This is a genomic window from Streptomyces sp. HSS9-12 (assembly GCF_054963655.1).
Genome location: NZ_JBUEGC010000038.1, coordinates 22,447 through 48,453 on the forward strand (window position 1 = coordinate 22,447; position 26,007 = coordinate 48,453).

General features: G+C 68.9%; 25 protein-coding genes and 1 tRNA gene. 12 read left to right on the forward strand and 14 right to left on the reverse strand.

Annotation, left to right across the window (positions count from 1 at the left end; genetic code table 11):
- Positions 1 to 41: 41 nt before the first annotated feature.
- Positions 42 to 1,061 carry a DJ-1/PfpI family protein gene (locus ACY34J_RS20085; protein WP_462727873.1) on the reverse strand — a complete coding sequence of 340 codons (1,020 nt, stop codon included), beginning with the start codon at positions 1,059 to 1,061 and terminating at the stop codon, positions 42 to 44.
- A gap of 255 nt (positions 1,062 to 1,316) precedes the next feature.
- Here ACY34J_RS20085 and ACY34J_RS20090 point away from each other — a divergent pair, with 255 nt between their 5' ends.
- Complete coding sequence (locus ACY34J_RS20090; RefSeq protein ID WP_462727874.1) at positions 1,317 to 2,039, forward strand: type 1 glutamine amidotransferase domain-containing protein; 723 nt, start codon at positions 1,317 to 1,319, stop codon at positions 2,037 to 2,039.
- Between the two features lie 43 nt (positions 2,040 to 2,082).
- Here the strand turns inward: ACY34J_RS20090 and ACY34J_RS20095 are convergent, their stop codons facing one another.
- Complete coding sequence (locus ACY34J_RS20095; RefSeq protein ID WP_462727875.1) at positions 2,083 to 3,036, reverse strand: AraC family transcriptional regulator; 954 nt, start codon at positions 3,034 to 3,036, stop codon at positions 2,083 to 2,085.
- A gap of 853 nt (positions 3,037 to 3,889) precedes the next feature.
- Between ACY34J_RS20095 and ACY34J_RS20100 the strand changes: the two genes are divergently transcribed.
- From ACY34J_RS20100 to ACY34J_RS20110, 3 genes are all read left to right on the forward strand, one after another.
- A complete protein-coding gene (locus ACY34J_RS20100) occupies positions 3,890 to 4,321 on the forward strand; it encodes a VOC family protein (RefSeq protein WP_462727876.1) in 432 nt (143 codons plus the stop codon).
- Positions 4,322 to 4,418: 97 nt separating this feature from the next.
- Positions 4,419 to 5,996 carry an AMP-binding protein gene (locus ACY34J_RS20105; RefSeq protein WP_462727877.1) on the forward strand — a complete coding sequence of 526 codons (1,578 nt, stop codon included), beginning with the start codon at positions 4,419 to 4,421 and terminating at the stop codon, positions 5,994 to 5,996.
- Positions 5,997 to 6,311: 315 nt separating this feature from the next.
- Entirely contained in the window at positions 6,312 to 6,605 is a 294-nt protein-coding gene (locus tag ACY34J_RS20110) for a hypothetical protein (protein ID WP_462727878.1), read from the forward strand.
- 118 nt (positions 6,606 to 6,723) lie between these two features.
- Here ACY34J_RS20110 and ACY34J_RS20115 read toward each other — a convergent pair.
- From ACY34J_RS20115 to ACY34J_RS20125, 3 genes are all read right to left on the reverse strand, one after another.
- Positions 6,724 to 6,808, reverse strand: a tRNA-Leu gene (locus ACY34J_RS20115).
- Between the two features lie 190 nt (positions 6,809 to 6,998).
- Positions 6,999 to 8,546, reverse strand: coding sequence for an aldehyde dehydrogenase family protein (locus tag ACY34J_RS20120; RefSeq protein ID WP_462727879.1), 1,548 nt, complete (start codon positions 8,544 to 8,546; stop codon positions 6,999 to 7,001).
- Between the two features lie 594 nt (positions 8,547 to 9,140).
- Entirely contained in the window at positions 9,141 to 9,596 is a 456-nt protein-coding gene (locus ACY34J_RS20125; protein ID WP_462727880.1) for a MarR family winged helix-turn-helix transcriptional regulator, read from the reverse strand.
- Positions 9,597 to 9,836: 240 nt separating this feature from the next.
- On the opposite strand from ACY34J_RS20125, the gene ACY34J_RS20130 reads away from it, so the two are divergent.
- The 4 genes from ACY34J_RS20130 to ACY34J_RS20145 all read left to right on the forward strand — a co-directional run bounded on the left by ACY34J_RS20130 (position 9,837) and on the right by ACY34J_RS20145 (position 15,718).
- The gene (locus tag ACY34J_RS20130) at positions 9,837 to 10,103 is read left to right on the forward strand and encodes a zinc-binding dehydrogenase (protein ID WP_462727881.1); all 267 of its coding nucleotides are present in this window, start codon (positions 9,837 to 9,839) and stop codon (positions 10,101 to 10,103) included.
- 186 nt (positions 10,104 to 10,289) lie between these two features.
- Positions 10,290 to 12,206 (forward strand): exo-alpha-sialidase, encoded by a 1,917-nt coding sequence (locus ACY34J_RS20135; protein ID WP_462727882.1) that lies wholly within the window; start codon positions 10,290 to 10,292, stop codon positions 12,204 to 12,206.
- Positions 12,207 to 12,526: 320 nt separating this feature from the next.
- Positions 12,527 to 14,368, forward strand: coding sequence for an AMP-dependent synthetase/ligase (locus ACY34J_RS20140; RefSeq protein ID WP_462727883.1), 1,842 nt, complete (start codon positions 12,527 to 12,529; stop codon positions 14,366 to 14,368).
- A 240-nt stretch (positions 14,369 to 14,608) separates the two neighbouring features.
- On the forward strand, positions 14,609 to 15,718 hold the full coding sequence (locus ACY34J_RS20145; protein WP_462727884.1) for a terpene synthase family protein: 1,110 nt from the start codon (positions 14,609 to 14,611) through the stop codon (positions 15,716 to 15,718).
- A gap of 60 nt (positions 15,719 to 15,778) precedes the next feature.
- On the opposite strand, the gene ACY34J_RS20150 is transcribed toward ACY34J_RS20145, so the two are convergent.
- The 5 genes from ACY34J_RS20150 to ACY34J_RS20170 are packed head-to-tail and all read right to left on the reverse strand — an operon-like array spanning position 15,779 to position 19,865.
- Positions 15,779 to 17,230, reverse strand: a complete 1,452-nt coding sequence (locus ACY34J_RS20150) for a cytochrome P450 (RefSeq protein ID WP_462727885.1) — start codon at positions 17,228 to 17,230, stop codon at positions 15,779 to 15,781.
- Positions 17,227 to 17,844, reverse strand: a complete 618-nt coding sequence (locus tag ACY34J_RS20155) for a GTP-binding protein (RefSeq protein ID WP_462727886.1) — start codon at positions 17,842 to 17,844, stop codon at positions 17,227 to 17,229. The genes ACY34J_RS20150 and ACY34J_RS20155 overlap by 4 nt, the downstream gene beginning before the upstream one ends.
- Positions 17,825 to 18,181, reverse strand: coding sequence for a DUF742 domain-containing protein (locus ACY34J_RS20160; protein ID WP_462727887.1), 357 nt, complete (start codon positions 18,179 to 18,181; stop codon positions 17,825 to 17,827). The genes ACY34J_RS20155 and ACY34J_RS20160 overlap by 20 nt, the downstream gene beginning before the upstream one ends.
- Positions 18,178 to 18,567, reverse strand: a complete 390-nt coding sequence (locus tag ACY34J_RS20165; protein ID WP_462727916.1) for a roadblock/LC7 domain-containing protein — start codon at positions 18,565 to 18,567, stop codon at positions 18,178 to 18,180. Before ACY34J_RS20165 ends, ACY34J_RS20160 begins: the two co-directional genes overlap by 4 nt.
- A gap of 20 nt (positions 18,568 to 18,587) precedes the next feature.
- Positions 18,588 to 19,865 carry an ATP-binding protein gene (locus ACY34J_RS20170; RefSeq protein ID WP_462727888.1) on the reverse strand — a complete coding sequence of 426 codons (1,278 nt, stop codon included), beginning with the start codon at positions 19,863 to 19,865 and terminating at the stop codon, positions 18,588 to 18,590.
- Positions 19,866 to 20,630: 765 nt separating this feature from the next.
- On the opposite strand from ACY34J_RS20170, the gene ACY34J_RS20175 reads away from it, so the two are divergent.
- A complete protein-coding gene (locus ACY34J_RS20175) occupies positions 20,631 to 21,464 on the forward strand; it encodes an aldo/keto reductase (RefSeq protein WP_462727889.1) in 834 nt (277 codons plus the stop codon).
- A gap of 115 nt (positions 21,465 to 21,579) precedes the next feature.
- Positions 21,580 to 22,527, forward strand: a complete 948-nt coding sequence (locus ACY34J_RS20180) for a DUF5996 family protein (protein ID WP_462727890.1) — start codon at positions 21,580 to 21,582, stop codon at positions 22,525 to 22,527.
- 184 nt (positions 22,528 to 22,711) lie between these two features.
- On the opposite strand, the gene ACY34J_RS20185 is transcribed toward ACY34J_RS20180, so the two are convergent.
- From ACY34J_RS20185 to ACY34J_RS20200, 4 genes are all read right to left on the reverse strand, one after another.
- A complete protein-coding gene (locus tag ACY34J_RS20185) occupies positions 22,712 to 22,894 on the reverse strand; it encodes a hypothetical protein (protein ID WP_462727891.1) in 183 nt (60 codons plus the stop codon).
- Between the two features lie 153 nt (positions 22,895 to 23,047).
- Positions 23,048 to 23,950, reverse strand: a complete 903-nt coding sequence (locus ACY34J_RS20190) for a class I SAM-dependent methyltransferase (protein WP_462727892.1) — start codon at positions 23,948 to 23,950, stop codon at positions 23,048 to 23,050.
- 5 nt (positions 23,951 to 23,955) lie between these two features.
- Positions 23,956 to 24,156, reverse strand: a complete 201-nt coding sequence (locus tag ACY34J_RS20195; RefSeq protein ID WP_462727893.1) for a cold-shock protein — start codon at positions 24,154 to 24,156, stop codon at positions 23,956 to 23,958.
- Positions 24,157 to 24,191: 35 nt separating this feature from the next.
- Positions 24,192 to 24,515 (reverse strand): 4a-hydroxytetrahydrobiopterin dehydratase, encoded by a 324-nt coding sequence (locus tag ACY34J_RS20200; RefSeq protein ID WP_462727894.1) that lies wholly within the window; start codon positions 24,513 to 24,515, stop codon positions 24,192 to 24,194.
- A gap of 191 nt (positions 24,516 to 24,706) precedes the next feature.
- Between ACY34J_RS20200 and ACY34J_RS20205 the strand changes: the two genes are divergently transcribed.
- On the forward strand, positions 24,707 to 25,495 hold the full coding sequence (locus ACY34J_RS20205; protein ID WP_462727895.1) for a maleylpyruvate isomerase family mycothiol-dependent enzyme: 789 nt from the start codon (positions 24,707 to 24,709) through the stop codon (positions 25,493 to 25,495).
- A gap of 117 nt (positions 25,496 to 25,612) precedes the next feature.
- Complete coding sequence (locus ACY34J_RS20210) at positions 25,613 to 25,966, forward strand: hypothetical protein (protein ID WP_462727896.1); 354 nt, start codon at positions 25,613 to 25,615, stop codon at positions 25,964 to 25,966.
- The last annotated feature ends 41 nt before the right edge of the window (positions 25,967 to 26,007 follow it).

The following is a 26,007-nucleotide window of genomic DNA, read 5'->3' on the forward strand; positions in this document are numbered from 1 at the left end:
CTCCTGGGTGTCGGTCGGCCGGGGGCGACGCCTGAACACCCTCACCGGATGCCCAGGGCCTTCAGCACGGCATCGGCGGTCGCCTCGGTCGAGCCCGGGTTCTGGCCGGTGATCAGGTTGCGGTCGACCACGACGTGCGAGACCCACGCCGAAGGGGCGTCGTCGAACACGGCGCCGGCGTTCTTCAGCGCGGCGTCCAGATACCACTGCATACCGATCCGGCCCGGCGCCGTCTGGTCCTCCTCCTCGTCGGTGAAGCAGGTCATGCGGTAGCCGTCGAACAGCCACTGGCCGTCCTCCCGCTCCGGCGCGGACAGCAGCAGCGCCGGGCCGTGGCACAGCGTCGCGATCGGCGCGCCCTTGTCGTGCAGGATCTTCAAGAGCCGTCCGGCGTCCGGGTTGTCCGCGAGGTCGACCATCGGCCCGTGCCCGCCCGGGGCGAACACCGCGTCGAATTCGGCGAGTCGGGAGTCGCTCAGGCCTGCCAGCGAGACCGGGGCGCGAAAGCCGGGGATCGCGTCGAGCTTGCGCTTGCGCTCGGCCGACAGCGCACGGGCGTCCTCCTCGAGTTCGTCCACGGCCGCCTGGATCTCCGCCCGGGACAGTCCTCTGTCGAGTGCCTCGGTGACCATCACCTCGGGCAGTTGGCGATCCTCCCGCCACGCGATCTTCGCCGCCTTGCTGACGAGCGCGTGCGCGTCGGCGGAGGTGGCACCGCGTTCCCTGAGCCGCTCGGCGATGCGGCGGCCGGCGACCAGGCCCAGCTCCGTCGTGTGGTGCAGCGTGATCCAGATGTCGTCCGGGTCGTGGTGGAACGTACGGGTCACCGAGGCGAAGAAGTCCAGGTCCTGCTCGGGATAGTGGAAGAAGTACTCGAGCCCATAGGGGTCGGCCGTCGGCGGCCGGCCGTCCGGAGTGAGGACGACGACGTCGGCTCCGGCGGCGATGAACTTCTCGTAGGGCTTGATGGCCTCCTCGGCGAAGTAGCCGGTGGGATGGGTGGCGCCGTCGGCGAGAGCGATTTCACTCGCACTCGAGACGAGATAAGCAATACGGGGCATGGCAACTCCTGTCCAGCAGTGAGCGGCGACCGTTGAGGAACGGTATCCGCGCTGTCGCGTCCGCCGAATCAAAGATTCCTGCGGGAGTCGTGCGTATTCCGATACGGCGACGGCGGAGTGTGCGGGATCCGGCTGAGCTGTACCGGATTCCGGTTGAAGAAGCCCGTCCGGCGGCATTGTGCGGTTACCGTCGGTCCCGGTTACCTCATTCGGAACGAGGGACCTCCGAGCCATCCGAAGCAGAGAGGGCTTTTCATGACACGCGTACTTTTCGCCGTGTCCGGCGTGGACTATTGGACGCTCGCAGACGGCACCCGGCACCCGTGCGGCTTCTGGCCCGAGGAACTGGCCGTCCCGCACGAGATCTTCCGCCGGGCCGGCTTCGACCTCACGATCGCCACTCCCGGCGCGGCCATGCCCACAGCGGACGAGGCCGGCTTCTCGGCCGCGATGAACGCCGGTTCCGAGGAGCCGGGCCGGCGTTTCCGCGCCTACCTGGACAGCATCTCCGACGAACTCCGCGCGCCCGCGGACCTGGACCGGGTGGACGTGGCTGCTTTCGACTTCGTCTTCGTGCCCGGCGGGCACGGCCCGATGGAGGATCTGGCCGTGTCCGAGGCGTTCGGCACACTGCTACGCGGGTTCACCGAGGCGGGCAAGGGCGTCGCGGCGGTGTGCCACGGCCCCGCCGCCTTGCTGCCCGCCCGGGACCCGAGCGGGAACTGGCTGTTCGCCGGCCGACGGGTGACCGGTTTCAGCAATACGGAGGAGGCACAGGTGGGCCTGGCGGAGAAGGCCGCCTGGTGCCTGGAGGACCGGCTCCTGAGCTCCGGAGGCAGGTTCGAGCAGAGCGGTACGCCGTGGCAGCCGCACGTCGTGGTGGACGGAAACCTCTACACCGGACAGAACCCGGCGTCCTCCACTCCCCTCGCCGACCGGCTCGTCGCCGAGCACGCCGCGCTCGGCGCCGCTCGCTAGCAGCGCCGGGGTGCCCGTTCTCCGGGCACCCCGCGCGGCGCGCTCACGCTTTCCGCACGCGCAGGTCCCTCCTGAGCGAATCGAGGTCGCAGTACGCACGGGGGCTGGCGCCGAACCGGTCGCGGAACTCGTTGATGAAATGCGAAGTGCTCGAGTAGCCGACCGCGCGCGACACCTGCGTGACGCTCAGCTCGCCCTCGAGCAGCAGCTCCCGCGCACGGTTGAGCCGCATCTCCTTCACGAACCGGTACGGCGACTTCCCCGTCACGTCGCGGAACAGATGGGAGAACGCCGACGGACTCAGCGCCACCCGCTCCGCGAGGTCACTGACCGTCAGCGGCTCCGACATGTTCTCCTGCACGTAGGAGATGACCTCGCTGAGCGGATTGCTCGCCACCTCCATGGCCGCCACTTCCAGGAGCCGGGCATACTGCTCGGCCTGCAGTACCCGGTACACCATCTCCTGGAGGTACACCGGGGCCAGCACGCGCCGGTCCGCTCCGGAGTAGGTGGCGCGGAGGAACCGGACCATCGCGCCCACGAGGCTGCGGTCGAGCGGGGTGACGAACGCGCTCTCGGGTTTTCCCTGCGGTGGCCGGCCGAAGGTCGTCGTGCGCCGGTCGAAGATGTCGGCCGAGATGCGCCGCACCAGGTTGGGATCGATCTGCAGCACCAGCGACAGGAACGGCTTCGCCTGGGTGGCTTCGAGGACCTCGGCGGTGAAATTACGGCTGTTGCTCAGAACGAGGTAGTTGAATGCGTCGTAGACATACTCCTGGTCGTCGACCACGACGCACTTCCGGCCCTGCGCGACGATGCACAACGACAGCGACATCACCTCGTCCCAGTGAGGCGCGGTCGGCTGGGTGAACCGATAGAAGGTCAGCCCCGGCCATCCACCCGGGTTGCCGCCGATCTCCGGGGCCCGGGTGCGGATCTCCGCGAGCAGGTCTCCGGGTGTGTGGGTCTCGTCGAGCAGGTGAAGCGCATCAGTCACGGTCGCGTTCCTCCGACGTCATCGACGGGTACGATACCGGCCTCCAGGCGGGCGTTCGCGCTAGCCGTAACGGCAGGTGACTCAGAAGCTACGACAACGCGGCGGCTGTGACGATGCCGGTTACCGCTGAATTACTGCGGATTCCACCGGCGTTGCGCGACGCAGAACCAACCGCGAGCGAACACCCGGTCGGACGTCCCGCCCTGGTACCCCGCACCACCGGGACCGTCCGTCGCGGGCCCGCGCCGAGGTGTGTGCGAACACCGGGACGGCAGCGGCCGGCCGTCATTCAGCGGGTCGTGGTCGCGCGCTCGATGTCGAGCGCGCCCATCCGCGCTGCGACTCCTGCCCCACCTTGATGGCACCGAGGGAACCCCAGCACGGCGCCGGTGAGATTCCGGTCGACCGGAGATGGACACCCCCTGCGGAGGTCTCCCCGGTGTCGCCACGGGACGTCGTGGAGTATCCGCCCAGCATCTCCGCCGACACGCGTGTGACGAGCACGGAGTCGACCTGCGGCACGAAGAAGAGAAACGGCTTCTCGCGACATGCCCCGAAAATCTCCACCTGGAACTTCATTCCCTCGCTCAGCACGAGACAGTGGAACGGGGCGTAGTGACAGCCACGGCCCCCAACCCATTCGGATTTGTCGGGGCCGCCACGGGGTGCGCACCTGGCGATATCGGCGACCGGCTCTCCGCCCGGCCCGCGTTTCTCGCATCGAATGGGCACGTTCGCAGCAGGATTCCGCATAGCCGTGAAGCCGCCCGACGGCTAGTGTCCTTCTGCGGTAAGGGGCAGCCACCGTCTCGAGGTTGACCCGTATGCGGCTCCGGGAGATGAAGAGGTATCGATGAGCATCGAGAACCGCCCGAAGATCGAGGGCGTGCACCACTTTTCGCCGACCGTGACCGACATCGACCGCAGCCTCGAGTGGTATCAGCGCGTCTTCGGCCTCGAACGTGTTCCGGTCAAATTCCCGCATTACGAGGACGAGGACGCGGGATACGCCGTCCTGTTGACCGACCCGCACTCCAAATTGGCCATCGGGTTGCACCATCACGACGAGAACGCCGGCGAAGGCTTCGACGAGCGACGCACAGGGCTCGACCACATCGCGTTCTCCGTGGCGGGCCGGGACGAGCTGACCTCGTGGGTGAGCTGGCTGGACGAGCTGGGCGTCGATCACTCGCCCATCACCGACATGACCGAACCGTTCCATTATTCGGTCCTGGTGTTCCGAGACCCCGACGACATCCAGCTGGAGCTCTTCGCGCTGGGTTGACCACACCCACCCGGCAGCCGTCCGAGGCGCCGGGCGTCGTCCCGTTCGTCAACAGGTCAAGGTCGTCCCGTTCGTCAACAGGTCAAGGAGGCCATCCATGCGAGCCGATTTCGACGCCGGATTGGCTGCCCTGTCGTTCGAGCCACTGACCCCGACCGCATACCTCGACAGGGCGGCAGCCGCGCATGGTGATCGGGTCGCGGTGATCGACGGCGACCAGCGCTGGACGTACGCGCAGCTGCACCGTCGCTGCCGACAGTTGGCGGGCGCGCTCCACCCGCTCACCGGCGGCCGCCCGGTCGCCGTGCTCGCTCCCAACACCCACGTACTGCTCGAGGCGCATTTCGGCGTGCCCTGGGCGGGGGTACCACTGGTCGCGATGAACACCCGCCTGTCCGCGGGCGAAATCGGTTACATCCTCGGCCATTCGGAGGCCGCCGTACTCGTCTACGACCCGGCGCTCGAGCCCCTGGTCGGCCCTGCGCTCGCACGGGCGAACACGGCGCCGCTCACGATCAAGGCGGGGGCGGAGTACGAGGAGCTGCTCGCCGGCGCCACTCCTCGTCAGGCGAGGGCCGAAGACGAGCGGTCCCTGCTGTCCATCAACTACACCTCGGGCACCACCGGCATGCCGAAGGGCGTGATGTATCACCACCGTGGTGCCTACCTCCAGGCGCTGGCGATGGTGGGGCACACCGGGCTGTCGCCGTCGGCGGTGCATCTATGGACGCTGCCGATGTTCCACTGCAACGGCTGGTGCTTCCCGTGGGCGGTGACGGCGGCCGCTGCCACTCATGTGTGCCTGCCGAAACCGGAGCCCGCCGAGGTGTGGCGGCTGATCCACGAAGAGGGGGTCACCCACCTCAACGCCGCACCGACCGTCCTTTCCATGCTGGCCTACGCGCCGGAGGCCGAACCCGTCGGGACGACCGTGCGGGTGGCGACGGGAGGCTCACCGCCCAGCCCGGCAATACTGCGCCGGATGCGGGAACTCGGCTTCGAGGTGACGCATCTCTATGGGCTGACCGAGACGTTCGGCCCCGCGATGATCTGTGACTGGCGTCCGGAGTGGAACAACCTCGACGCGGGCGCGCAGGCCCGGCTCAAGGCGAGGCAGGGGGTCGGGAACATGATCTCGTGCCAGGCCCGCGTGGTGGCCGAAGACGGCTCGGAGGTTCCCGCCGACGGGCGGACCCTCGGCGAGATCACGCTGCGAGGGAACAACGTCATGCTCGGCTACTTCAAGGACGAGCCCGCCACCCGACGTGCCGTGCTGGACGGCTGGTTCCGGACGGGTGATCTCGGGGTGGTCCATTCCGACGGTTACGTCGAGCTGCGGGACCGGAGCAAGGACGTGATCATCTCCGGTGGAGAGAACATCGCCTCCGTCGAGGTGGAGCAGGTGATGGCCGAACATCCTGCGGTGCTCGAGGTGGCGGTCGTCGCCAGGCCCGACGAACGCTGGGGCGAGGTACCCGCGGCCTATGTGACGCTGCACGACGGGGCCGTCGTGACCGAGGGCGAGCTGATCGCGTTCGTCCGGGAACGGCTTGCCCGGTTCAAGGCGCCGAAAACGGTCGTCTTCGGTCCCCTGCCCAAGACCTCCACCGGCAAGATCCAGAAGTACCTGCTCCGGCAGGAATCCTGGGCGGGTTCGGCACAGCGGTTCCCTTGAACGACGGCTTGTGTGAGTCTCCCGGAGTTCGGTCGACCCCGGATGGGACACACCCCGCCCCAACTGCATACTTTCGATACGCCGATGCCAAGGCAGCGACGAAACGTTGACCGGAACATCGGCCACGCGGCAATGACCGGTATGAAACTGTGCAGACCGCGGTCGATCCAGCAAGAATCCAGCGATCGACGCTGCCCTTGCCGATGACCTCATCCGCCCCGGTGAGAGTCGGCAAGCGGTGATCCGTGGGACGTCGACCGCGTCGCCCAAGTCGGCGCTTCAGGCATCCTGCGCTGTGACCTCTGCAGTCGCCGCATGGAATCCTGCTGGTCGAACGGGCACCCCGCGTACCGCTGCCGCCACGGCCACACCACAGCCCACCAGCGCCAGCCCCACCGGCCTCGCAACGCCTTCGTCCGCGAAGACCGCATCCAGCCCCACCTCCCCGCACTCGCCCTCCGACTCACCGCCGCCCTCGGCCCGCCACCGCCCGATGCCACGCAGATCCCCCAGCTGCTCCGTACTGCTGGAATCACTCTCAGCTACGACCCGCACTCCAAGACCCTGACCGCCGACACACCCACCAGAGAAAGGATCTTCATCGGCTGACACGCCCCCGCCCGCGCCAGCAGAAAGGAGACCCCGATATGCCGAACGCCCGCCCTGGAGGCCAGGAACGGGCGACGATCTCTGCTGCCCGGAAACTGGGCAGCATGTACAAGATGTGTGTCCGAGGGGGGACTTGAACCCCCACGCCCGATAAAGGGCACTAGCACCTCAAGCTAGCGCGTCTGCCATTCCGCCACCCGGACCGGTGAGCCGCCCCGGTTTCCCGCGGCGACAGCAACAACGATACCAGGGGTTCGAAGCGCCTTTCACCTGCGTATCCGTGGCCGATGCCCTGCCAGTACTACGCCCAGTAACGATCCGGCACCGTACGCAACCCGCGGAGGGGGCCCGGGAGCGCACGGTGCCGGGGCGGTGGGGCGGCTCCGCCGGCCGCTACTCGGGCATCAGGTGGTACTCGGGGAAGTTCCCCGGCAGTCGCTCGTCCGCCGGGCCCTCCGTGACCGCCCGTACCAGCAGCTCGCCGCCGACGAAGGCGCCGCGCCAGGAGGCGCCGAAGCCGCCGAACAGCTCGTCGCGGTCACCGCGGGAGCGCGGCTTGCCCAGGCCCACCTTGAAGGCGCGGATCTCGGTCGCCAGGCGGTCGGCGGTCTCCTTGTCGTCGCAGGACAGGCTGGCGACGAGCGCCCCGTTGCTGGCATTCATGGCGGCCAGCAGCTCCGCCTCGGTGTCGACCAGAACGATGGTGTCGACCGGGCCGAACGGCTCGGCGTGGTGCAGCGGGGAGCTGGGCGGCGGGGCGAGCAGGGTGACCGGCGGCACATACGCGGAGGTGTCCTGGCCGGGGAGGAAGTGCCCGTCCGCGAGGTTGCCGCGGTGCAGCGGTACCGCGCCGCGGTCGATCGCCTCGGCGACGTGGTCGCTGAGCTCCTTGGCCTTGGCGGCGTTGATCAGCGGGCCGAAGTCCAGCTCGGGCAGGGGGTCGTCCGGGGCGGCGACGGCGAGCGGATGGCCGATGCGCACCGACCGTACGGCCGGCAGATACGCGGCGAGGAAGGCGTCGAAGAGGGAGCGCTGGACGACGAAACGCGGATAGGCCGTACAGCGCTGCTTGCCGTAGTCGAAGGTCTTGCGGATCTGGGCGGAGAGGGCGTCCCAGTCGGAGTAGTTCCAGATGCCCCAGCAGTTGAGGCCTTCCTGCTCCAGGATGTGCCGCTTGCCGAGGTCGGCGACGGCGGTGGCGACGCGGGCGCCGGTGTCGCGGCCGCCGACGAAGGACACGCAGCCGATCTCCGGGGAGCGCACCAGGGCCTCGGACAGTTCGCTGCCGCTGCCGCTGACCAGGGTTACGGGCACGCCCTCGCGGTGGATGAGCGCGCAGGCGAGGGTGAGGCAGGCGAGCCCCCCGTCGGTCGGGGTCTTGGCGATCACCGCGTTGCCCGCCAGCGCCTGGACGAGCATGGCGTGGACGAGCACGCTCATCGGGTAGTTCCAGCTGGCGATGTTGCTGACCGGGCCGTTGAGCGGAGTGCGGTCCCCGAGCATGTCCTCGATGCCGTCGACGTACCAGCGCACCCCGTCGATGGCGCGGTCCACATCGGCCTGTGCGAGCCGCCACGGCTTGCCGATCTCCCAGACCAGGAGCAGGGCGAGCAGCTCATGGTGTTCGGTGAGCGCGTCCAGGGCGGCGGCGATCCGGGCCCGGCGCTCCGGCAGCGGGAGCTGCCGCCAGGCGCGGTGCTGGTCGAGGGCGGCGCGTACGGCCTGCTGGGCGGTGGCGGAGTCCAGCCGCGGCGGGCCGGCGATGGGGCTGCCGTCGACGGGGGTCGTGGCGGGCAGGGCGCGGCCGTCGGCCTGCCACTGGCCGTTCCAGAGGTTCAGCACGCGGTCGTCCCGGAAGGCCTCGGGGGCGATGGCAAGACAGCGCTGCCAGGCGTCGGCCCAGGCGGTTCCGGGCTTCGAAGTGAGGGTGGATGCTGCCATCAGATGGTCTCCGCTCTCGTTGCACAGACGGGGGAGAAGAGGTGGCGCCTACCGAACGCTAGTGGTGTAGCGCGGTGCGGACATGCCTCCTCTCCAGGGTGAGGCCGATCTCACGCGGGCGCGATCAGAACCGAGAGCCTGGCGGACGGGCTCGGTCACGGTCGGTACAACGCTGACGCCTGCCGCCTCCCGTGCGGGCTTCTCGGCGGGGGCGGGGGCAGGGGCGGACATCCGGCAGGTACTCCCTTCCGTGACGGCCTTGCGCTCCTGGGCGAGGAAGATCGCCATGGGTTCAGCCTCCCTGCGTCGACGTGGCACGCACGACAGGTACCGGGCTGAGCCGGTTCGGCGGCGCTGCGGGCCGCCCCGTCCATGCTGTCGGCCTGGTGTACGGGCGGACCGGCGCGTTCGTTCAGGACCGCCCAGCGGGGACTGCGAGGGCCGCCTCCCTCACCGCACCCCGGTGACCCATGGCAACCTCTGCATCAGGGCTGCCGGCACGTACAGAAGCGAGAGGGAGCAGCGATGGGACGGGTCACCGAGCGACGGCGCCGAGCTGCCGGCCGCTCTCCCCGACCGGCTGCGGGCCGCAGCTCAGCCCTCGGGCTGCCGGCCGGCGTGGACGAGGCGCGCGAGGAGCTCGGTGAGCTGCTTGCGCTCCGCGGCGTCGAGCGGCGCCATGAGGGCGTCGTTGGCCCGGTCGCCCAGCTTCTCCAGGCGCTTGAGCCGCCGCTGCCCGGCTTTGGAGATGGCGATGGCGTTCTTGCGCCGGTCCTTGGGATCGGGCGTACGGGTCACCAGCCCCTCCTGCTGGAGGTCGTTGAGCACGGCGACCATGTCCTTGGGGTCGATACGGACCTTGCGGCCCAGCTCGGCCTGGGCGACCGGCCCGAGGGAGGCGACGGCGGACAGCACCGCATGGTGCGGCATCCGCACCCCTTCCTCGGCGAGCGCTTCGGCGACCAGCCGGTGCCCCTGCGCGGCGGCGCGGGCGAGGAGCCAGCTCGGCAGAGTCTGGATGCGCTCAAGGGGCGTCAACTCTTCAGCCATGACGGCACCTTACCGGTAAATCATTGGGCGACCCAATGAATCTCTCGCTATCGTTGGGGTGGCCAACGACCTGAGGGGGTGCCTGCCCATGCGCAGGGTCCGGTTTTACGAGCACGGCGGCCCGGAAGTGCTGCGGCTGGAAGAGGCGGAGCCGCCAGAGCCCGGCCCGGGAGAGATCCTGATCCGTACGCAGGCGATCGGCGTGAAGCTGCCGAGCCGCTCGCACCGTTCGGGCGCCTGGTGGTGTTCAGCTCCGGCGGAGGCACCATCGCGGCGCATGAGCTGCTGGCCGGGGCGAAGACGGTGGTCGGAATGTCGATGGCCCGCGTGTCGGCCGCTCATCCGGAACTGGTCGAGCAGCGCCGCCGGGAACTGTGGGAGCTGACCTTCGCCGGCCGGCTGCGTCCGGCCGTCCATGCCGAACTCCTCTTGGAACGCGCGGCGGAGGCGCACGCGATCATCGAGGCGCGCGCCAATCTGGGGAAGGTCGTACTGCGCACCGACTGAGTCGCGTTGCCGCGCCGTTTACCCGCCGCCGCCTTTGCCGGGTGGTCCCACGGGGAAAATTCCCGGTACGACGCCCCGGTCACGGCCGCGCGGGTGCTTGTGGGCGGGCTTCACCGGTCGTAACTTCGACGCACCGGGCAGGACATGGGACGTGGGATGTCCGGTTGTCGTGTGAAAGGACGTGTCATGGCGTCAGTTCTTCGTGCACGCGCAGGACGAGGGCGGCTCCGCGTATCGGCCTTACTCGCCGCCGTGGCGCTGCTCACCCTGACGGTTCCCCTGCGGGCCGTGGCCGCGGACAACGCCGCGGCCGCGGCGGGCAGCGAATTCGAGCAGCAGGTGCTGTTCAAGGCATCCCAGGATCCGGGCTATTCCTGTTTCCGGATTCCGGCGATCGTCAAGTCCACCCGGGGCACGCTGCTCGCCTTCGCCGAGGGCCGGGTGAACAACTGCGGTGATGCGGGGGACATAGACCTGGTCCTCAAGCGCTCCATCGACGGCGGCCGCACCTGGGGCCCGCTGCAGGTGATCGACAAGGGTAGCGGCGACACCCACGGCAACCCGGCGCCGATCGTGGACCGGCGTACCGGGCGGATCGTGCTCGCCACCACGTACAACAAGGGCCGCGACGACGCCAAGAGCTGTGATGTGCCCTGCGACCGGAAACCCCACTTCCAGTTCAGCGGCGACGACGGCGCCACCTGGTCGCAGCCGCAGGACCTGACCGAGTCGATCCGGCGGTCCACCTGGAACTCCTGGTACGCCACCGGCCCGGTGCACGGTATCCAGCTCACCCGCGGCCGGCACGCGGGACGGCTGGTGTTCGGAATAAACGCGGAGAGCCACAACGGGACCCGGATCACCGAGAACCACGCGGCGCTCATCCACAGCGACAACGGCGGGAAGAGCTGGCAGATCGGCGCGGTGGACAGCTGGCCGATAGCGGATGACGGAACATTCCGTCAAAAACCATCTGAAATGACCCTGCTGGAGCGGAGCGATGGCTCGATCTATGTGAACGGGCGGGAGCAGGACGGCACCGACCTCGGTCATCGCGACTACGCCATCAGCCGCGATGGCGGGGACAGCTTCGCCGCGCCGTTCCGGGCCATCCCCGACCTGTACACGCCGATGGTGCAGGGCGCGACGCTGCGCCTGCGCAGCTACGACACCGACGGCTACAGCCGGGTGCTGTTCTCCAGCCCCGCCGACCCGGACCGGCGCCGCACCATGACGATCCGCTCCTCGTACGACGAGGGTCGGACCTGGGAGAGCGTCGACCGCGGCAAGCGCGTGACGACGGACTGGTCCGGCTACTCCGACATGGTGGCGATCTCGCACGACGAGGTCGGCCTGATGTACGAGGGCGGGGCCGTCGACGCGCGGGACGAGATCCGCTTCGCCCGGTTCACCGAGGACTGGCTGGGCCCGCGCCGCAAGCCGGATCCGACGACGCCGGACTTCGCCCCGGGCGCCCGCGGCGGCACGGTGATCGGCGGCGCACAGCGTACGGACGGGCAGTTCGGCCGGGCCGTGGAGTTCGACGGCACGGACGACGCCGTACGGCTGCCCTGGCGCGACTCGCTGCAGCTGGGCAGCGGGGACTTCACCGCGAGCCTGTGGTTCCGCTACAGCGCGACGAGCGGCGACCAGCCATTCCTGTGGATGGGCGGCGTCGGCGCCCGCAACCCGCAGGTGTGGGTGCGGGGAGACCCGGCCCGGGGCCGGATCGTCGCGTTGATGACGGCCGTGAACGGCGCGGCGCCGGCCGCGACGGCCACGGTGAGCACCAGCGGGGCGTACAACGAGGGGCAGTGGCACCATCTGGCGCTGCTGCGCAGCGGCGGGCGGTTCACACTGTCCGTCGACGGCGCGCCGGTCTCGGTGCCGGATGTGCCGGGCACGGTCAGCCGGTCGTCGACGTTCGGTGTGCACCTGGGGCAGAAGGCGGACAGCCGGGGCTGGCTGACGGGGGCGCTGGATGAGGTCCGGGTTTACGACCGGGCGCTCAGCGACGACGAACTCGCCGCGGTGCGCAAGTCCAACGCCCCGATGATCCACCGCCCGGTCCTGTGGCTCCCCCTGGACCACGTCCTGCCCTGACCACCGGCGCTCCGCGCCGGGTTTCACTCCCGCCCGCCCCTGAATATCAGGGGCGGGCGGGGATGCTCTGGCCGCCGCGCGAGCGACCGAACGCTGTAAAGCGCCCGTGACAGCCCGCGGCGGATTCGGTGGAGATTACGGTGCCGTAGCTTTCTCAAAAGTCAGGATTGCCCCCACTGTGACCTCCAACACTGGCACATCCTCGCACTGACCAGTGCATATGCCGCGTTCGCCAAATGCGGAAGGGGCTCTTCAAGGGCTGCTTCCATCGGGTACCGTCGCGGCGCTGTGCCGAGCATGCGCCCCATAGGAGCAAGTCATTGCGCGAGTTCACGACCCCTGCCTTGGCGATGGAGCCCCCCATCGGTGGCCTGGCCGACGCCGTCTTCGACCATGCTGACGACGACCCCCACCGGGTGGCCCTCGGCCGCAAGATCGACGGCCAATGGCAAGACGTGACCGCGGCCGAGTTCCGGGACCAGGTGATGGCGGTCGCGAAGGGGCTGCTCGCCGAGGGCGTGCGGTTCAACGACCGGGTCGCGATCATGAGCCGTACGCGCTACGAGTGGACGCTCTTCGACTTCGCGCTCTGGTCGATCGGCGCCCAGTCGGTGCCGATCTACCCGACGGCCTCCGCCGAGCAGGTCTGGTGGACCCTGCACGACGCTGATGTGACCGCCTGCGTCGTCGAGCATGAGGATCACGTGATGACGGTCGGCTCGGTGGTCGACCGGCTGCCGCACCTGACCCGGCTGTGGCAGCTGGACAGCGATGCCGTCGGCGAGCTGACCGAGGCCGGCGCGCACCTGGACGACGAGGTGGTGCACCGGCACCGGCTGGCGGTCATGCCGGACTCGCCGGCCACGATCATCTACACCTCCGGCACCACCGGCCGCCCGAAGGGCTGCGTGATCACTCACGCCAACTTCATGTTCGAGGCCGACACGGTCGTCGCCCGCTATGAGCCGGTGTTCCACTCCAAGCGCGGTGATGAGGCCTCCACGCTGCTGTTCCTGCCGCTCGCGCACGTCTTCGGGCGGATGGTGGAGGTCGCGACGATCCGCGGCCGGGTGAAGCTCGGCCACCAGCCGAACCTGACCGCCACCGAGCTGCTGCCGGACCTGGCCGCCTTCCGCCCGACATTCATCCTGGCCGTGCCGTACATCTTCGAGAAGGTCTTCCACGCGGCACGCCGGAAGGCCGAGGCGGAGGGCAAACTGGGGCCGTTCGACAAGGCCGTCGATGTGGCGGTGCGCTATGCGGAAGCGTTTGAGCACAAGTCGTTCGGCACCGGTCCGGGACCCGGTCCGGGCGTGCGGATGCAGCACCAGCTCTTCGAGAAGCTCGTCTACAGCAAGGTGCGCGCGGCGATGGGCGGCCGGATCCGGCACGCCATGTCGGGCGGATCGGGGATGGAGCGGCGGCTCGGGCTGTTCTTCGCCGGCGCGGGCGTGCGGATCTTCGAGGGGTACGGGCTGACCGAGTCGACCGCCGCGGCCACCGCGAATCCCCCGGAGCGCACCCGTTACGGCACGGTCGGTGTGCCCATCCCGGGTACCACCGTGCACATCGCCGACGACGGCGAGGTGTGGCTGCGCGGCGGCCAGGTCTTCGCCGGCTATCTCAACGACCCGAAGTCGACGGAAGGGGCCCTGCGGGACGGCTGGCTGGCAACCGGGGACCTCGGGCAGCTCGACGAGGACGGCTATCTGACCATCACCGGCCGGAAGAAGGAGATCCTGGTCACCTCCGGCGGCAAGAGCGTCGCGCCCGCCCAGCTGGAGGAGCGGGTCCGCTCCCACCCGCTGGTCGCGCAGTGCATCGCCGTCGGCAACGACCGCCCGTACATCGCCGCGCTGGTCACCCTGGACCCGGACGCCGTGGCGCACTGGCTGCAGATCCGCGGCAAGCCGAAGCTCAACCCGGCCGACCTGGTGCGGGATCCGGATGTGGAGATGGAGATCCGGCGGGCTGTCGTCGCGGCGAACACGCTGGTGTCGCAGGCCGAGTCGATCCGTACGTTCCGGATTCTGGGTTCGCAGTTCTCCGAGGAGCAGGGCCTGCTCACGCCGTCGCTGAAGCTGAAGCGCAAGGCGATCGAGAAGGCGTACGCGAGCGAGGTCGACGCCTTGTACCGCCACGCCCGGGAGCCGAAGCGCTGAGGCGTCCGGCCCTCCTCGGGCGACACGGGGGGCCGCTGTTGATGGTCTGTTTTACGCCACCTTGAGTCATCTGGATCGTTTCGAAATCAACCGCATTGGGGCGGTTCATCGGATGGCTGAAACACCATCAGCCCTGCACGCTGAGTCAACGGGCAGACACGGTGCCTCAGCGGTGGGAACGTGGGTCCGGCACGTGCCGGAAGCAAGAGCGAACCTCTGTCCCCGTCGGAGGGATGCGCAATGCCTCAGGACCTGACCTTTCAGATCCCGTTCCGTTCACCGGTGAACCCGCACCAGGAGCGGGCGACCGCACTGCACCTCGAGTGGATCGTCCGCCGAGACCTCGTCCGCAGCGAGGCGGGGATGGCGGAGTACCTCACCTGGGATCTGCCGCAAGCCGCGGCACGGACGTATCCCTGCGCCTCGGCGGAGGACCTGGTCATGCTGATGAACTGGTTCTCCCTGGCCTTCCTGTTCGACGACCAGTTCGACGCGAACACCGCTGATCACGTCGACCGGGTCGCCGAGGTCTCCCGAGAAATGATCACCGTCCCGTTCCGGCCGGCTGGAACCCCGCCGGAGGTGGTGTGCCCGATCACGATGGCATGGGCGGAGGTGTGGTCGTGGCTCGCCGAAGGAATGACCGAAACCTGGTGCAACAGGTTTTCCGCCTCCTGGGCGCGATTCCTTGCCGCGCATGCGTGTGAGGTGCGGATCTCCGCCGACGGCACCGTCCTGGACTTCCCCGAGTACCTGGCGCTCAGACGCCGGACGGTCGGGATACACCACTCGATCGACGCCGCGGAGCGCAGTCGCCGCTTTGAGGTGCCCGCCCAGGTGCAGGCACATGAGCTGATGCGGGACATGCGGGTCGCCGCGGCGGACACGATCGCCTTCATGAACGACATACATTCTCTGGAACGCGAGGAGCGCCGGGGAGATCCGCACAACCTGGTGACGGTGCTCCGCAAGCACCTGGGCGGCTCTCGGCGGGAGGCGATCGACGCCGCGGTGGCCATGGCCAACCAGCATCTGCGGCTGTACCTGCGCTTGGAGACGCGGATACCCCAGATGTGCGCGGAGTTGGGGCTGAACTGCCGGCAACGCGACGCCGTGCACATGGGGGTGGAGGGCATCCGGCACTGGATACGCGGCAACTACGACTGGGCGCTGACGTCCGGGCGTTACGACGCCGACAAGGCCGGGCCGGTCGCGGTTGCCGAGAACAAGGGCCAGGGCGCGGTGGACGACCTGTTACGCCCGGCCACCGCGTTCTTGGCCGCTCAGGGGCTGCACAGCACGGCCGGACGGGGCCGGGTCGGCTTCCGGGGGGCCGCCGGCGCATCGTGATCCGGCGGCCGTGGGTGGTCAGTGATCCGGCGGCCCCGTGGGTGGTCGACCCCGCTCCTCCTATCGTCTGCGCGTCAGGCGCTTCAGCCATGTCCGCCAGGAGCGGCGGCTGTTGCGCCGGCCCATGGGCTGAGGCACGGGTTCCGGTTGGTGCGGCTGGAGCGTCGGCGGTGCCTCGGCGCTCGGCGGTGGCGGGGCCGGCAGCTCTACCGGACCGTCCGCTGTATGTGGAGCGCGGGGAGCGAATCGGACGGGCAGGGCGGTCAGATGCCGGGCCCAGGTGGAGGACCGCCAGCTGAGTTCGCTTTCGGGGACGGCCACGTCGAGGTCGGGCAGCCGGCTCAACAGGATGTCGATGCCGCCGTCGGCGATGGCACGGCCGATGTCCTGCCCGGGGCACTCGTGGGCTCCGGCGCTGAACGACATGTGCGCTCGGTTGTGGTGCACGGGAGCCGAGGCGTTCGGGCGGACGGTCCGATCGACGTTGGCGGCGGCAAGGCCCAGTATCAGCATGTCGCCCTCCCTGATCTCCTGGCCTCCCAACGTGGTGTCACCCGTGGCCCACCGACCGGGGCACACCATCAGCGGCGGCTCGTCCCACAGCACCTGCTCCACGGCTTCCGGCAGAGTCATCTGGCCACCTGCCAGAGACCCGCGGAAGCGGGGATCGGTCACGACCATGCGCAGGGTGTTGGCCATCAGATTGGCTGTCGTCTCGTAGCCCGCGAGCAGGATGAGGCGCAGGTGGTGCTGCACCTCGTCGTCGGTCAGCCCGGCAGAGTGGGCGATCAGCACGGAAGCGATGTCCGTCCCCGGTGCGAGGCGTTTGGTCGCCACGAGCTGCCGCAGGGTCTCCAGGACGTAGTCGTTGCTGGCGAGTGCGGTTTCGGAGCCTTTGATCAAGTCTCGGCAGGCCCTCACCAGTCGTGGGCCGTACTCATCGGGCATGCCGATCAGATGGGTCAGGACGAGCATCGGCAGGTGTTCGGCGAACTGGCCGACGAGCTCTGCCTCCCCCGCTTCGCAGAACTCGTCGATGAGCTGGTGCGAGAACCGGGTGATGTGGCGGCGGATTCCCCGCTGGTCGAACTGGTCGAGGCTGACCGCGACCGCACGGCGCAGCCGTTGGTGCTCCTCGCCGTCCGCCGATACGCAGTCGGGACGCCACCCGATCATCGGCACCAGCGGGGAGGCGGCGGGGTCGATCTCTCCGCTCTTCCAGCCGTGCCAGATCCGCGAGTCGCGGGAGAACTGGGTCGCCCGGCTGGCGACATCCCGGTTCTCGCGGTAGCCGAGGACGAGCCAGGCGCGTACGTCACCGTCCAGCAGGACGGGCGCGACCGGACCGTGGGTGGCGCGCAACTGCTCGTACAGGCCCATGGGATCGGCTTCGGCAGCGGGTCCGTAGAGGCGCGTCAATCCATCGCCGTGGTTCGCGGGATGAGCCGGGCAGCCGGGGGGAGGGGAGAGTGCCGCCTCGGCGCGTGAGTGATCGGCGGGCGGGACAGTCATCGGGACTCCTGGACGGCGGTGAGGGTGCGGAGGTAGCCGATCAGCTCGAGCAGGGCGTCGCGGCTGGAGGAGCGGACGCGTGCGTCGCACGCGACGATGGGCACCGATTCATGGAGGGCCAGAGCGGCCCGTAGCTCCGATACCGAGTATTTCGGGGAGTCGGGGAAGTTGTTGACGGCCACGACGAAGGGGACTCGGCGGTCTTCCAGGCGGGTGATCACTTCGAAGCAGACCTCGACGTCCCGGGTGTCAACGAGCACCACGGCTCCGAGGGCACCTTGGAAGAGGCCGTTCCACAGGAACCAGAAGCGCTCCTGGCCGGGGGTGCCGAAGAGATAGAGCACCAGTTGTTCGTTGATGCTGATGCGGCCGAAGTCCATGGCGACGGTCGTGGTGGTCTTGCCGTCCGCCCCGGGATCCCGGTCGATGCCGACACCGGCCTGCGTCATGGTCTCTTCGGTGGTCAGGGGCTTGATGTCGCTCACCGAGCCGACCATGGTCGTCTTGCCGACACCGAAACCGCCGACAATCACGATTTTGACGCCCCTGGCGGTGTGCGGCAGCACATCCTCATGACGAGGGCCGGCGGCCACCTCAGAGCTTACGTAGTCCATGGATCAACGCCTCAAGGAGATCGGTTTCGGGAACCTCAGCGACCGGAACCGGGTCACGGGTGTCGACGTGGCCCTTATGGGCGAGTTCGGAAAGCAGCACGGTGACCACGCTGAAGGGCAGGCTGAGGTGTGCGGAGATCTCAGCGACCGACAGCGGGTAGTCACACAGCGCGAGGATCGCCGCGGGTTCGGGCTGCATACCCGGTTCGGGTGCGGACCTGGAGACGACGAGGGTGACCAGGTCGAACGTGGACTGCTCGGACGGTCGTCGCCCACCGGAGATGACATAGAGCCGCTCAGGGATGCCTTCGTCCCAGTCCTTTGGCTCTAAGGTCACGTTGCCTGCCCGATGTCGCTCCGGGGCGGGCTGGTCAGATGCTCGCCGATCCGCTTCACCAGGTCCCGCATGCGCTGGCCCAGCAGCCGGGTGTCCACTCCGTCATCGGCCAGTACGGCGAGATAGGCATGTTCTCCGGCGGCCATGAGGGAGAAGTAGCCGCCGTCGACTTCGATCCCGACCATCCGCATGGAGCCGTCACCGTGCGGGAATCGCTGGGCGATCGCGATGGACAGGCTCTGCACCCCGGCGCAGGCGGCCGCGATGGTGTCGGCGATGTCCGGCAGGGTGCTTGCCTGTGCGATGCACAAGCCGTCCGAAGACAGCACGACCACGTGGCGCGTATCCGGGACGCTGGTCACCAGATCCTTGAGCATCCAGTCCATGTTGGGCAGTGGCGGCACTGTTACTCACCCTCATCTGTTGGATCACTGGTACGGCTGCTCGGGGTTGTCGGCCGGTCCATGGGCGGCCCGTCGTCCTGGAACGCCTCCCACATCAGGCCCGGTGGCCGGGCCGAGCCGGTGGCTGGTTTCGCGGCACCATCACGTTGGGTGCGGATGACGGGGGTTGGGGCAGGCGAGCCACGCCGGCGCCTGGGCAGTCCGTTGGCGGTGGGCCGAACCCCGGTGGGTTCCGGCACGGTGGATTCCGGCACGGTGGATTCCGCTACGGCGGGTTCTGCTACGGCATCGCCGGTCGTCGCCGGCCTCGGCCTCGGCACTGACGGGGCACCCATGGGCTTCTGGACGGGCTTTCGCACTGTGGTGACCAGTCGCCGGGGAACCAGCACGACGACGCGGACACCGCCGTATGCGGAGGGCCGCATATCGACGTCGAAGCCGTTCTCCCGTGCCAGTCTGCTGACGACGGGCAGGCCCAACTGCGGGTCCTCGCCAAGGTCGGCCAGGTTCAGGCCCGCTGACGCGTTCGCCATGACGCGCTCGTTGCGCTGTCGAGTCTCTTCGGTCAGGCCGATCCCGCGGTCCTCGATCTCGATGGCAACGCCGGACGGCACCTCGCTGGCCGTCAACTCCACCTTGGTGTGTGGCGGGGAATAGGAAGTGGCGTTGTCGAGCAGCTCGGCGAGTGCGTGGATGAGCGGCTCGACGGCCTCCCCGATCACCGCCACTTCCGCCACCGAGTGCAACTGAACACGCGGGTAGTCCACGATGCGTGACATCGCCCCGCGCAGCACGCTGTACAGCGCGATGTCCTTGGACCACTGACGTCCGGGGCGCGCATCGCCGAGCACCGCGATGCTGGCCGCAAGACGCCCGATCAGAGCGGTGCGATGGTCGACGTTCTGCAGATCGTGGGAAACCGCCGGGTTGTTGCCGTGACGGATCTGCATGTCGTCGAGCTCTTTGGCGAGCTGGTGGACGATCGCTTGAACTCGGCGGGCGAGGCTCACAAATGCCCGCTGCGCGGATTCCCGGATGTCTTCCTCGGCCTGGACCGCCTCGAGGACGGTACGCAGCACGGTGGTGTGTGCCTCGGCGAATTTGCGGTCGAGGTGTGGCGCCAGGCGTACCGAATTCAGGATCTCCGACGCGGTGCCACCCTGCAGCAAGCGGGCCACTGCCGCGGGCAGAAGTTCCTTGGCGAGCCACACCGTGGCGGCGTGCTGGTCGGACAGGCGGCGGTGCAAGTCGGCCTCGCGCGCCTTGTGTCTCTGCTCCATGGCTGCCAGCGCGTGCTTGTGGCGTGCCTCCTCCGCCGCTCGCCCCTGACGCACCGCCTGCGCCGATGCGAGAGCCACGAGAAGGAAGACGGCGGCGCCGGACCATGCGACGATCGGGCGTATCTCGGCAGAGGCGGCTATGAGCGCGATGACGCAGCTGCCTGCTATGACAGCGGGGGGTAGTAACCATGCTGGAGCTGCTGCACGAGGCAGGGCCCCGGGGGATGAACCTGCGCGAACCATGGGGTTCCTAAACCGTCTGAGGGGTCATGAGCACAATGCAGCACTGACACGCACGTCGGGGCACCTGTTTGCCGCAGGCAAAGGTCATGGTCTGCGCCCACGGCTGGTCCGAGAGCGCGACTGCGGCCGCGCCTTCCGGCGGCCGACCTCGTACGCACGCAACACAACGCCGGTTACTCGCTGTGATGGCAGCGCAACACGCGATGAGATCGTAGTCATTACAGGGTCACTTTGTGGCCAGGGGAAAAGTCCTGCCATTGATGATCGGACTCACTCCAAACCGAGCGCCTCAATGACCATTTCTGCCTCCCCTTGCACGCACGTGTTCACCCGCCGCGGGCGCCCTCTTGGGCGCGCTGACCTTCACCCCGTGGTGGCACGGGTGTGGGCGCGCGACAAGCCGGTTCGGGTGACAGTCCCGGTGGCCAAATCCGGGTGCCGGGACGGAGCGGGAATGCCTGGCCCGACAAGATCGTTGAAGTGGGAAGCACCTGACCGACGACCCTTAAGGATCGAGTGCTCGTGAGCAAGGTCCCCTTCATCACCTTGAACAACGGCGTCGCCATGCCGCAGCTGGGCTTCGGCGTCTGGCAGGTCCCGGACGCCCAAGCGGCCGAGATCGTGCGGACGGCGCTGGAGACCGGGTACCGCAGCATCGACACGGCGGCCGCCTACGAGAACGAGAACGGCACGGGCAAGGCCATCGCCGCCTCCGGCATCCCCCGCGAGGAACTCTTCATCACGACCAAGCTGTGGAACAGCGACCACGGCTACGACTCCACCCTGCGCGCTTTCGACGCCTCGCTGTCCCGGCTCGGGCTCGACTATGTGGACCTGTACCTGATCCACTGGCCCGTGCCCGCCCAGGACGCGTACGTCGAGACCTGGAAGGCGTTCGAGAAGATCTACGCGGAGGGCCGTGCCAAGGCCATCGGCGTGTCCAACTTCCTCCCCGCCCATCTGGAGCGGCTGATGGCCGAGACCTCGGTGGTCCCGGCGGTCAACCAGATCGAGCTGCACCCGCAGTTCCAGCAGGCCGAGGCCCGGGCCTTCCACGCGCGGCACGGCATCGCCACCGAGGCGTGGTCGCCGCTCGGCCAGGGCAAGGGCCTCCTCGACGACCCGACGATCGCGAAGATCGCCGAGCAGCACGGCCGTACGCCGGCGCAGGTCGTGCTCCGCTGGCATCTGCAGCTGGGCAACATCGTGATCCCCAAGTCCGTCACGCCCTCGCGGATCCGGGAGAACTTCGACGTCTTCGGCTTTGAGCTGGACGCCGACGACCTGGCCGCTTTCGCCGCCCTGGACTCGGGCCGGCGCCTCGGCCCCGACCCGGCGACGTTCAATCTCACCTGACCCTCGTACACGGTGCCGCCGCTCAATCACCCTGAGTGGCGGCACCGTTGTGTCCTCGGGTTGGTCCGTTTCCGCGCGGATGCGCTGTCACCGGCGGGCACACTAGCCTTGAGAAATGGAGATATTCCCACCGATTCCGCTGTCGGAATGGAAGGACTCCAAAGAGACGCTGCACCGGTTCGCTCAGATCGTCGGCAAAATCCGGCTGGCGAGCAGCGTGCGACGCAATCACTGGTGGAACGTTCCGTACCACCTCACCGGCACCGGCATCACCACGCGCCCCATGGGGCTGGTCGACGGAAATCCGATTTTCACGATCGAGTTCGACTTCGTGCACCACCGGTTGACCGCTCGCGCCCTGGACGGCCACGCGGCCGCGTTCTCGCTCATCGGGCAGTCCGTCTCGTCCTTCTACCGCAACACCCTGGATGCCCTGCACGCGATCGGGGCGGAGGTGTCCATCGAACACCCCCACCCGTACGGCTTGCCCGAAGGGACACGGCCGTTCGAGAAGGACACCGAGCACGCCACCTACGATCCGTTGTGGGTCAACCGGTACTGGCAGGTGCTGAGCCAGGTGAACCTGGTGCTGGAGGAGTTCTCCGGAGGCTTCTCCGGCAAAATCAGCCCCGTGCACCACTTCTGGCACACCTTCGACATCGCCGTCACACGGTTCTCCTACCGTGCGATCGACGAGTCCGCACAGATCGACCCGGTGACGCGCGAGGCCTACTCCCGGGAGGTCATCAGCGCGGGCTTCTGGTTCGGCGACGACGACGTTCCACGGCCGACCTTCTACTCCTACGCCGCGCCGGAGCCCGAGGGGCTGACCGACCAGCGGCTGCAGCCCGAGGCGGCGCGGTGGGTCGACCGTGGTGGCAGTCACCTGGCCATGCTGGATTACGACGATGTACGTGGCAGCGAGAAGGCCAGGGGTACGGTCCTCGACTTCTACGACAGCGTTTACCAGTCGGCGGCGCGGCTGGACGGCTGGGACGTCGACCGTCTCGCCTCTCCCGGAGGCATCACCGACCCGCAGGTCGTCCGGCCGATGACACGCTGAGGGACCGGGTGCGCCCGGATCCCGGGCCGCGGGCCCCGCGGCGCGTATCTTTCCCGCTCTTTCCCGTCGCACCCGGCACCCGTGCCTGGACCCGGCCCTGACCAGCGCATGCCGCGCGTAACTTTCCCCGCGAACGGCCCCGCCCGCGCCCTGCCCCGCCGGGGCAGCCGCGGCCATCGGCGCGTCAGCGGATGTCGTCCGGCTTGACGACCAGCCACCGCTTGTCGGCCGTCACCGGCTGGCCGAGTTCGCGCTGACGGGCCGCCTTGGACCGCTGCATGTCCTGGATCTGCTGGAAGTACTTGTCCTTGCGGTTGACCCAGATCCGCGCGCCGCCGTGCTTCACGTCCGTGGCGTGGAAGAGCATCGGGTCGTCGCTGCCCGGGGTGTCGCCGGCGACGAGGATCGGCTTACGCCACTCGTCGATGTATGTCTGGATCGCCGCCGGGTTCGCTGTCGCAATGACGGGCGATGCTAGCCGGGAAACCTGATCAAGTCGCCTGGAGGCGCGCTGATTTGGCTACCGCGAACGTGCGGTGTGGACGGTCTGTGCGCTCAGCAGGAAGACATCCGGGCGCTGTAGCAAACCTTCCGGGTCTTCGGGGTCCAGCAGCCGGTCGATGGTGGCCCGGTCGGTGGCGTCGATGCGCTCGCCGAGCATGTCGCGCATCCGCTCCAGGTCGGCACACAGATGCCGGCGGACCTGCTCCGTCACCGGCGCTGACAGGTCGAGCAGGAACGTACGGCTGCCAGTGGGCGCAAGGCCTGCCTCCGCGAGGATCCTGGGCCAGTCCTCGATCACCGGCCGGGCATCGGGAAGGTCTGCGCGCATGTCCGTGAACCAGTCCTCGGCGGCGGCATCGAGCCGGGACTGCAGACCGGGACGGCCGATGCCGATGTCGCGGGGCAGGTAGCGCCTGGGGAGACCGCCCTCGCCGACGGCGAGCAGACCGCCGGGGCGCAGGCGGCGGGCAAGCTGTCGCACGGCCCGGCGCTGGTCGCCGATGTGGTGGAGCGCCTTGCTGGACCAGATGAGATCCGCCGTGCCGACGTCCTCGAAGCCGCCTCTGAAGTCGGCCAGATGGGTGTGAACCCGATCGGCCAGACCGAGCCGGGCGGCGCGGTCCCGGGCGCGGGCGAGCAGGGCTTCCGCACCGTCCACGGCGACGACTTCCGCTTCGGGGACAGCGCGTGCGAACAGGCACGCGATCACGCCTGGTCCGCTGCCGATGTCGAGGATGCGCAGGCCGGGGCCGCCGGCGCCGGTGCGGGTGGCCTTGAGCAGCCCGCGCAGCCACGAGGCGGCCTGTTCGAAGACGGGCGTCTGGACCTCGGCGTTCCGCTCGAGGAACGGCCCGAGGACGTCCCAGTCGATCTGGGTGCTGTCGTGGTCCTGCCGGTCGTGATGGTGGTGGTGGGGCATGGGGCCTACTGCGGGACCACGTTCTGAGCGCGCAGCTCGCCGCCGGAGCCCCTGGTCAGCTCGTACCAGACGTGCTGGCCCTTCTCCAGGGAGTCGCTGACCTTGAGGGCGCTGGAGTCCACCGAGACGTCCGGGCTGCCGTCGTCCGGAACGACGTATCCGAAGCCTCTGTCGGCGTCGTAGAACTTCACGGTTCCTGTCGGCATCGCGCCACTCCTCCGCGCTCGGGACCGGGGCCGGCTCAGTTCGCGGTCAGGTCCACGCCGTGCTCTCGGGCGATCTCCTGGATGCGGTGGGCCAGCTTCACGTCCAGCTCCGTGACCTTGCCACCCACGCTGTGGGTGTTCACCGACACATGCAGCTTGTTGTAGCTCAGCGTCAGATCAGCATGATGCCCCAGCGCCTCCTGAACGCGCGCGATCTGTCCGACCATGGCCGCGGCCGCAAGATGCCCCTTGAAGGCGTACGTGCGCTCGATCCGGTCGTCGGTGACCGACCAGCCCGGGAGCTCGGCCAGCTCTTCTTCGATCTGCGCGCGGGTGAGCGGTTCGGGTGCGGGTGCCATGGGTCCGTCCTGCCTTCCGTCTGCGTACCGCCGGCCTGCGGGCGCGGGGCCCGGCCTGGTATCTCCCAGCCTGACACGGGACGGGGTCTGTTTCGCGCCGATGTGCTTGCCGCTGTTACGCACTGGTAGCAGGTGTGTCCGTACCGGCTGCGGTAGAAACGCAGACACCGGCTTGGAAGGTGGTGTGGCACATGGCCCTCGGGCACGACCGCTACTGCGAGGAGGTCATCACCCAGACCGGCCTGCTCAGGGACCTGCTGAGGGGCGCCGACCTGTCCTCGGAGGTTCCGACCTGCCCTCGGTGGACGCTGGAGCAGCTCGCCCGGCACATCGGCGGCAACCTGCACACGGTCGAGACGGCCGTACGGACCGGGACGCCGGTGGACGACCCGCGGCGGCAGGCTCCCGACGCGGCGGGACCGGAGGGTGCCGACCCGGCGGCACTGGACGCCTGGCTGGCCGATGCGGCCACGAGGTTCGCCGGCACTCTGCGGGAGGCGGGGCCTGAGGAGACGGCGCAGGTCTGGGGGTTCCGGCAGAGCACGGGCTTCTGGTCTCGCCGCGCGGCGCATGATGTGGTGGTCCACCGGGCCGACGCGGCCGGCACCGTGGGCGCCGACTACACCGTCGCTCCGGAGCTTGCGGCCGATGCCATCGACGAGTTGCTGGAGCTGGTGGGGCAGCTGCGGGCGGCGGGTGCCGCGCCGCGCCTGGCGGAACTGCGCGGTCCCGGCAAGAGCATCCATCTCCACGCGACCGACACCGGCCCCGAGACGGAGGCCGAGTGGCTGATCGAGCTGGACGCCTACGGCTTCACCTGGCGGCGCGGCCACGAGAAGGCCACCGTCGCGCTGCGCGGCCCGCTCACCGATGTGCTGCGGGTCTTCTACCGGCGGCTGCCCGCGGCGAGCGAGCGGGTGGAGGTGCTGGGCGATTCCGCGCTGCTGGACTTCTGGCTGGAGCGGGTCTCCCTGGAGTGAGCCCCGGCTCACTCCCGCCGCTTCAACTCCGGGTCTCCCCACCGCCCGCGCGCTACGCTCACGCCCGACAGCGAACTGTCGACCAGCATCCCGCTCTCGAAGGGAACAGACGCCACTATGCGCGCCGACATCGTCTGGTGGGACCTGTCCGCTTCCGGCCGGACCATCGAGTCCCTGCGCGAGTACCTGCGCGAGGAGTCTGTCTCCGCCTTCTCCGACGTGCCCGGGCTCCGCTTCAAGATGTGGCTCTCCGATCCCGACACCAACAGGTGGGGGGCCGTCCTGCTGTGGGAGTCGGACGAGGCATCTCGACAGTCGCTGCCAAGCCGGGCGCTTGAGCTCATCGGCTATCCTCCGACGGTCGCGCACTCCTTCGACGTGGAGGCCACTGCCGAGGGCCGCTATGAGACGGAGCAGCTCGCGCTGCGCGGCCTGGCCTTCGCCGGGGCCGCCGAGGCGGCACAGCAGTGATCAGCGGGCACGTCGTGTCCGCCCGACGCGGCGGGGCATTC

What these genes read in the sequence shown, in the direction of transcription:
- ACY34J_RS20110 (WP_462727878.1), top strand. Translation starts at nt 6,312, where the DNA reads ATGGAATCCTGCTGGTCGAACGGGCACCCCGCGTACCGCTGCCGCCAC.
- ACY34J_RS20205 (WP_462727895.1), top strand. Translation starts at nt 24,707, where the DNA reads ATGGCCCTCGGGCACGACCGCTACTGCGAGGAGGTCATCACCCAGACC.
- ACY34J_RS20195 (WP_462727893.1), bottom strand. Translation starts at nt 24,156, where the DNA reads ATGCCGACAGGAACCGTGAAGTTCTACGACGCCGACAGAGGCTTCGGA.
- ACY34J_RS20100 (WP_462727876.1), top strand. Translation starts at nt 3,890, where the DNA reads ATGAGCATCGAGAACCGCCCGAAGATCGAGGGCGTGCACCACTTTTCG.
- ACY34J_RS20105 (WP_462727877.1), top strand. Translation starts at nt 4,419, where the DNA reads ATGCGAGCCGATTTCGACGCCGGATTGGCTGCCCTGTCGTTCGAGCCA.
- ACY34J_RS20165 (WP_462727916.1), bottom strand. Translation starts at nt 18,567, where the DNA reads ATGGACTGGATGCTCAAGGATCTGGTGACCAGCGTCCCGGATACGCGC.
- ACY34J_RS20135 (WP_462727882.1), top strand. Translation starts at nt 10,290, where the DNA reads ATGGCGTCAGTTCTTCGTGCACGCGCAGGACGAGGGCGGCTCCGCGTA.
- ACY34J_RS20190 (WP_462727892.1), bottom strand. Translation starts at nt 23,950, where the DNA reads ATGCCCCACCACCACCATCACGACCGGCAGGACCACGACAGCACCCAG.
- ACY34J_RS20120 (WP_462727879.1), bottom strand. Translation starts at nt 8,546, where the DNA reads ATGGCAGCATCCACCCTCACTTCGAAGCCCGGAACCGCCTGGGCCGAC.
- ACY34J_RS20210 (WP_462727896.1), top strand. Translation starts at nt 25,613, where the DNA reads ATGCGCGCCGACATCGTCTGGTGGGACCTGTCCGCTTCCGGCCGGACC.
- ACY34J_RS20085 (WP_462727873.1), bottom strand. Translation starts at nt 1,061, where the DNA reads ATGCCCCGTATTGCTTATCTCGTCTCGAGTGCGAGTGAAATCGCTCTC.
- ACY34J_RS20090 (WP_462727874.1), top strand. Translation starts at nt 1,317, where the DNA reads ATGACACGCGTACTTTTCGCCGTGTCCGGCGTGGACTATTGGACGCTC.
- ACY34J_RS20170 (WP_462727888.1), bottom strand. Translation starts at nt 19,865, where the DNA reads ATGGAGCAGAGACACAAGGCGCGCGAGGCCGACTTGCACCGCCGCCTG.
- ACY34J_RS20200 (WP_462727894.1), bottom strand. Translation starts at nt 24,515, where the DNA reads ATGGCACCCGCACCCGAACCGCTCACCCGCGCGCAGATCGAAGAAGAG.
- ACY34J_RS20185 (WP_462727891.1), bottom strand. Translation starts at nt 22,894, where the DNA reads ATGCTCTTCCACGCCACGGACGTGAAGCACGGCGGCGCGCGGATCTGG.
- ACY34J_RS20145 (WP_462727884.1), top strand. Translation starts at nt 14,609, where the DNA reads ATGCCTCAGGACCTGACCTTTCAGATCCCGTTCCGTTCACCGGTGAAC.
- ACY34J_RS20180 (WP_462727890.1), top strand. Translation starts at nt 21,580, where the DNA reads ATGGAGATATTCCCACCGATTCCGCTGTCGGAATGGAAGGACTCCAAA.
- ACY34J_RS20155 (WP_462727886.1), bottom strand. Translation starts at nt 17,844, where the DNA reads ATGGACTACGTAAGCTCTGAGGTGGCCGCCGGCCCTCGTCATGAGGAT.
- ACY34J_RS20125 (WP_462727880.1), bottom strand. Translation starts at nt 9,596, where the DNA reads ATGGCTGAAGAGTTGACGCCCCTTGAGCGCATCCAGACTCTGCCGAGC.
- ACY34J_RS20150 (WP_462727885.1), bottom strand. Translation starts at nt 17,230, where the DNA reads ATGACTGTCCCGCCCGCCGATCACTCACGCGCCGAGGCGGCACTCTCC.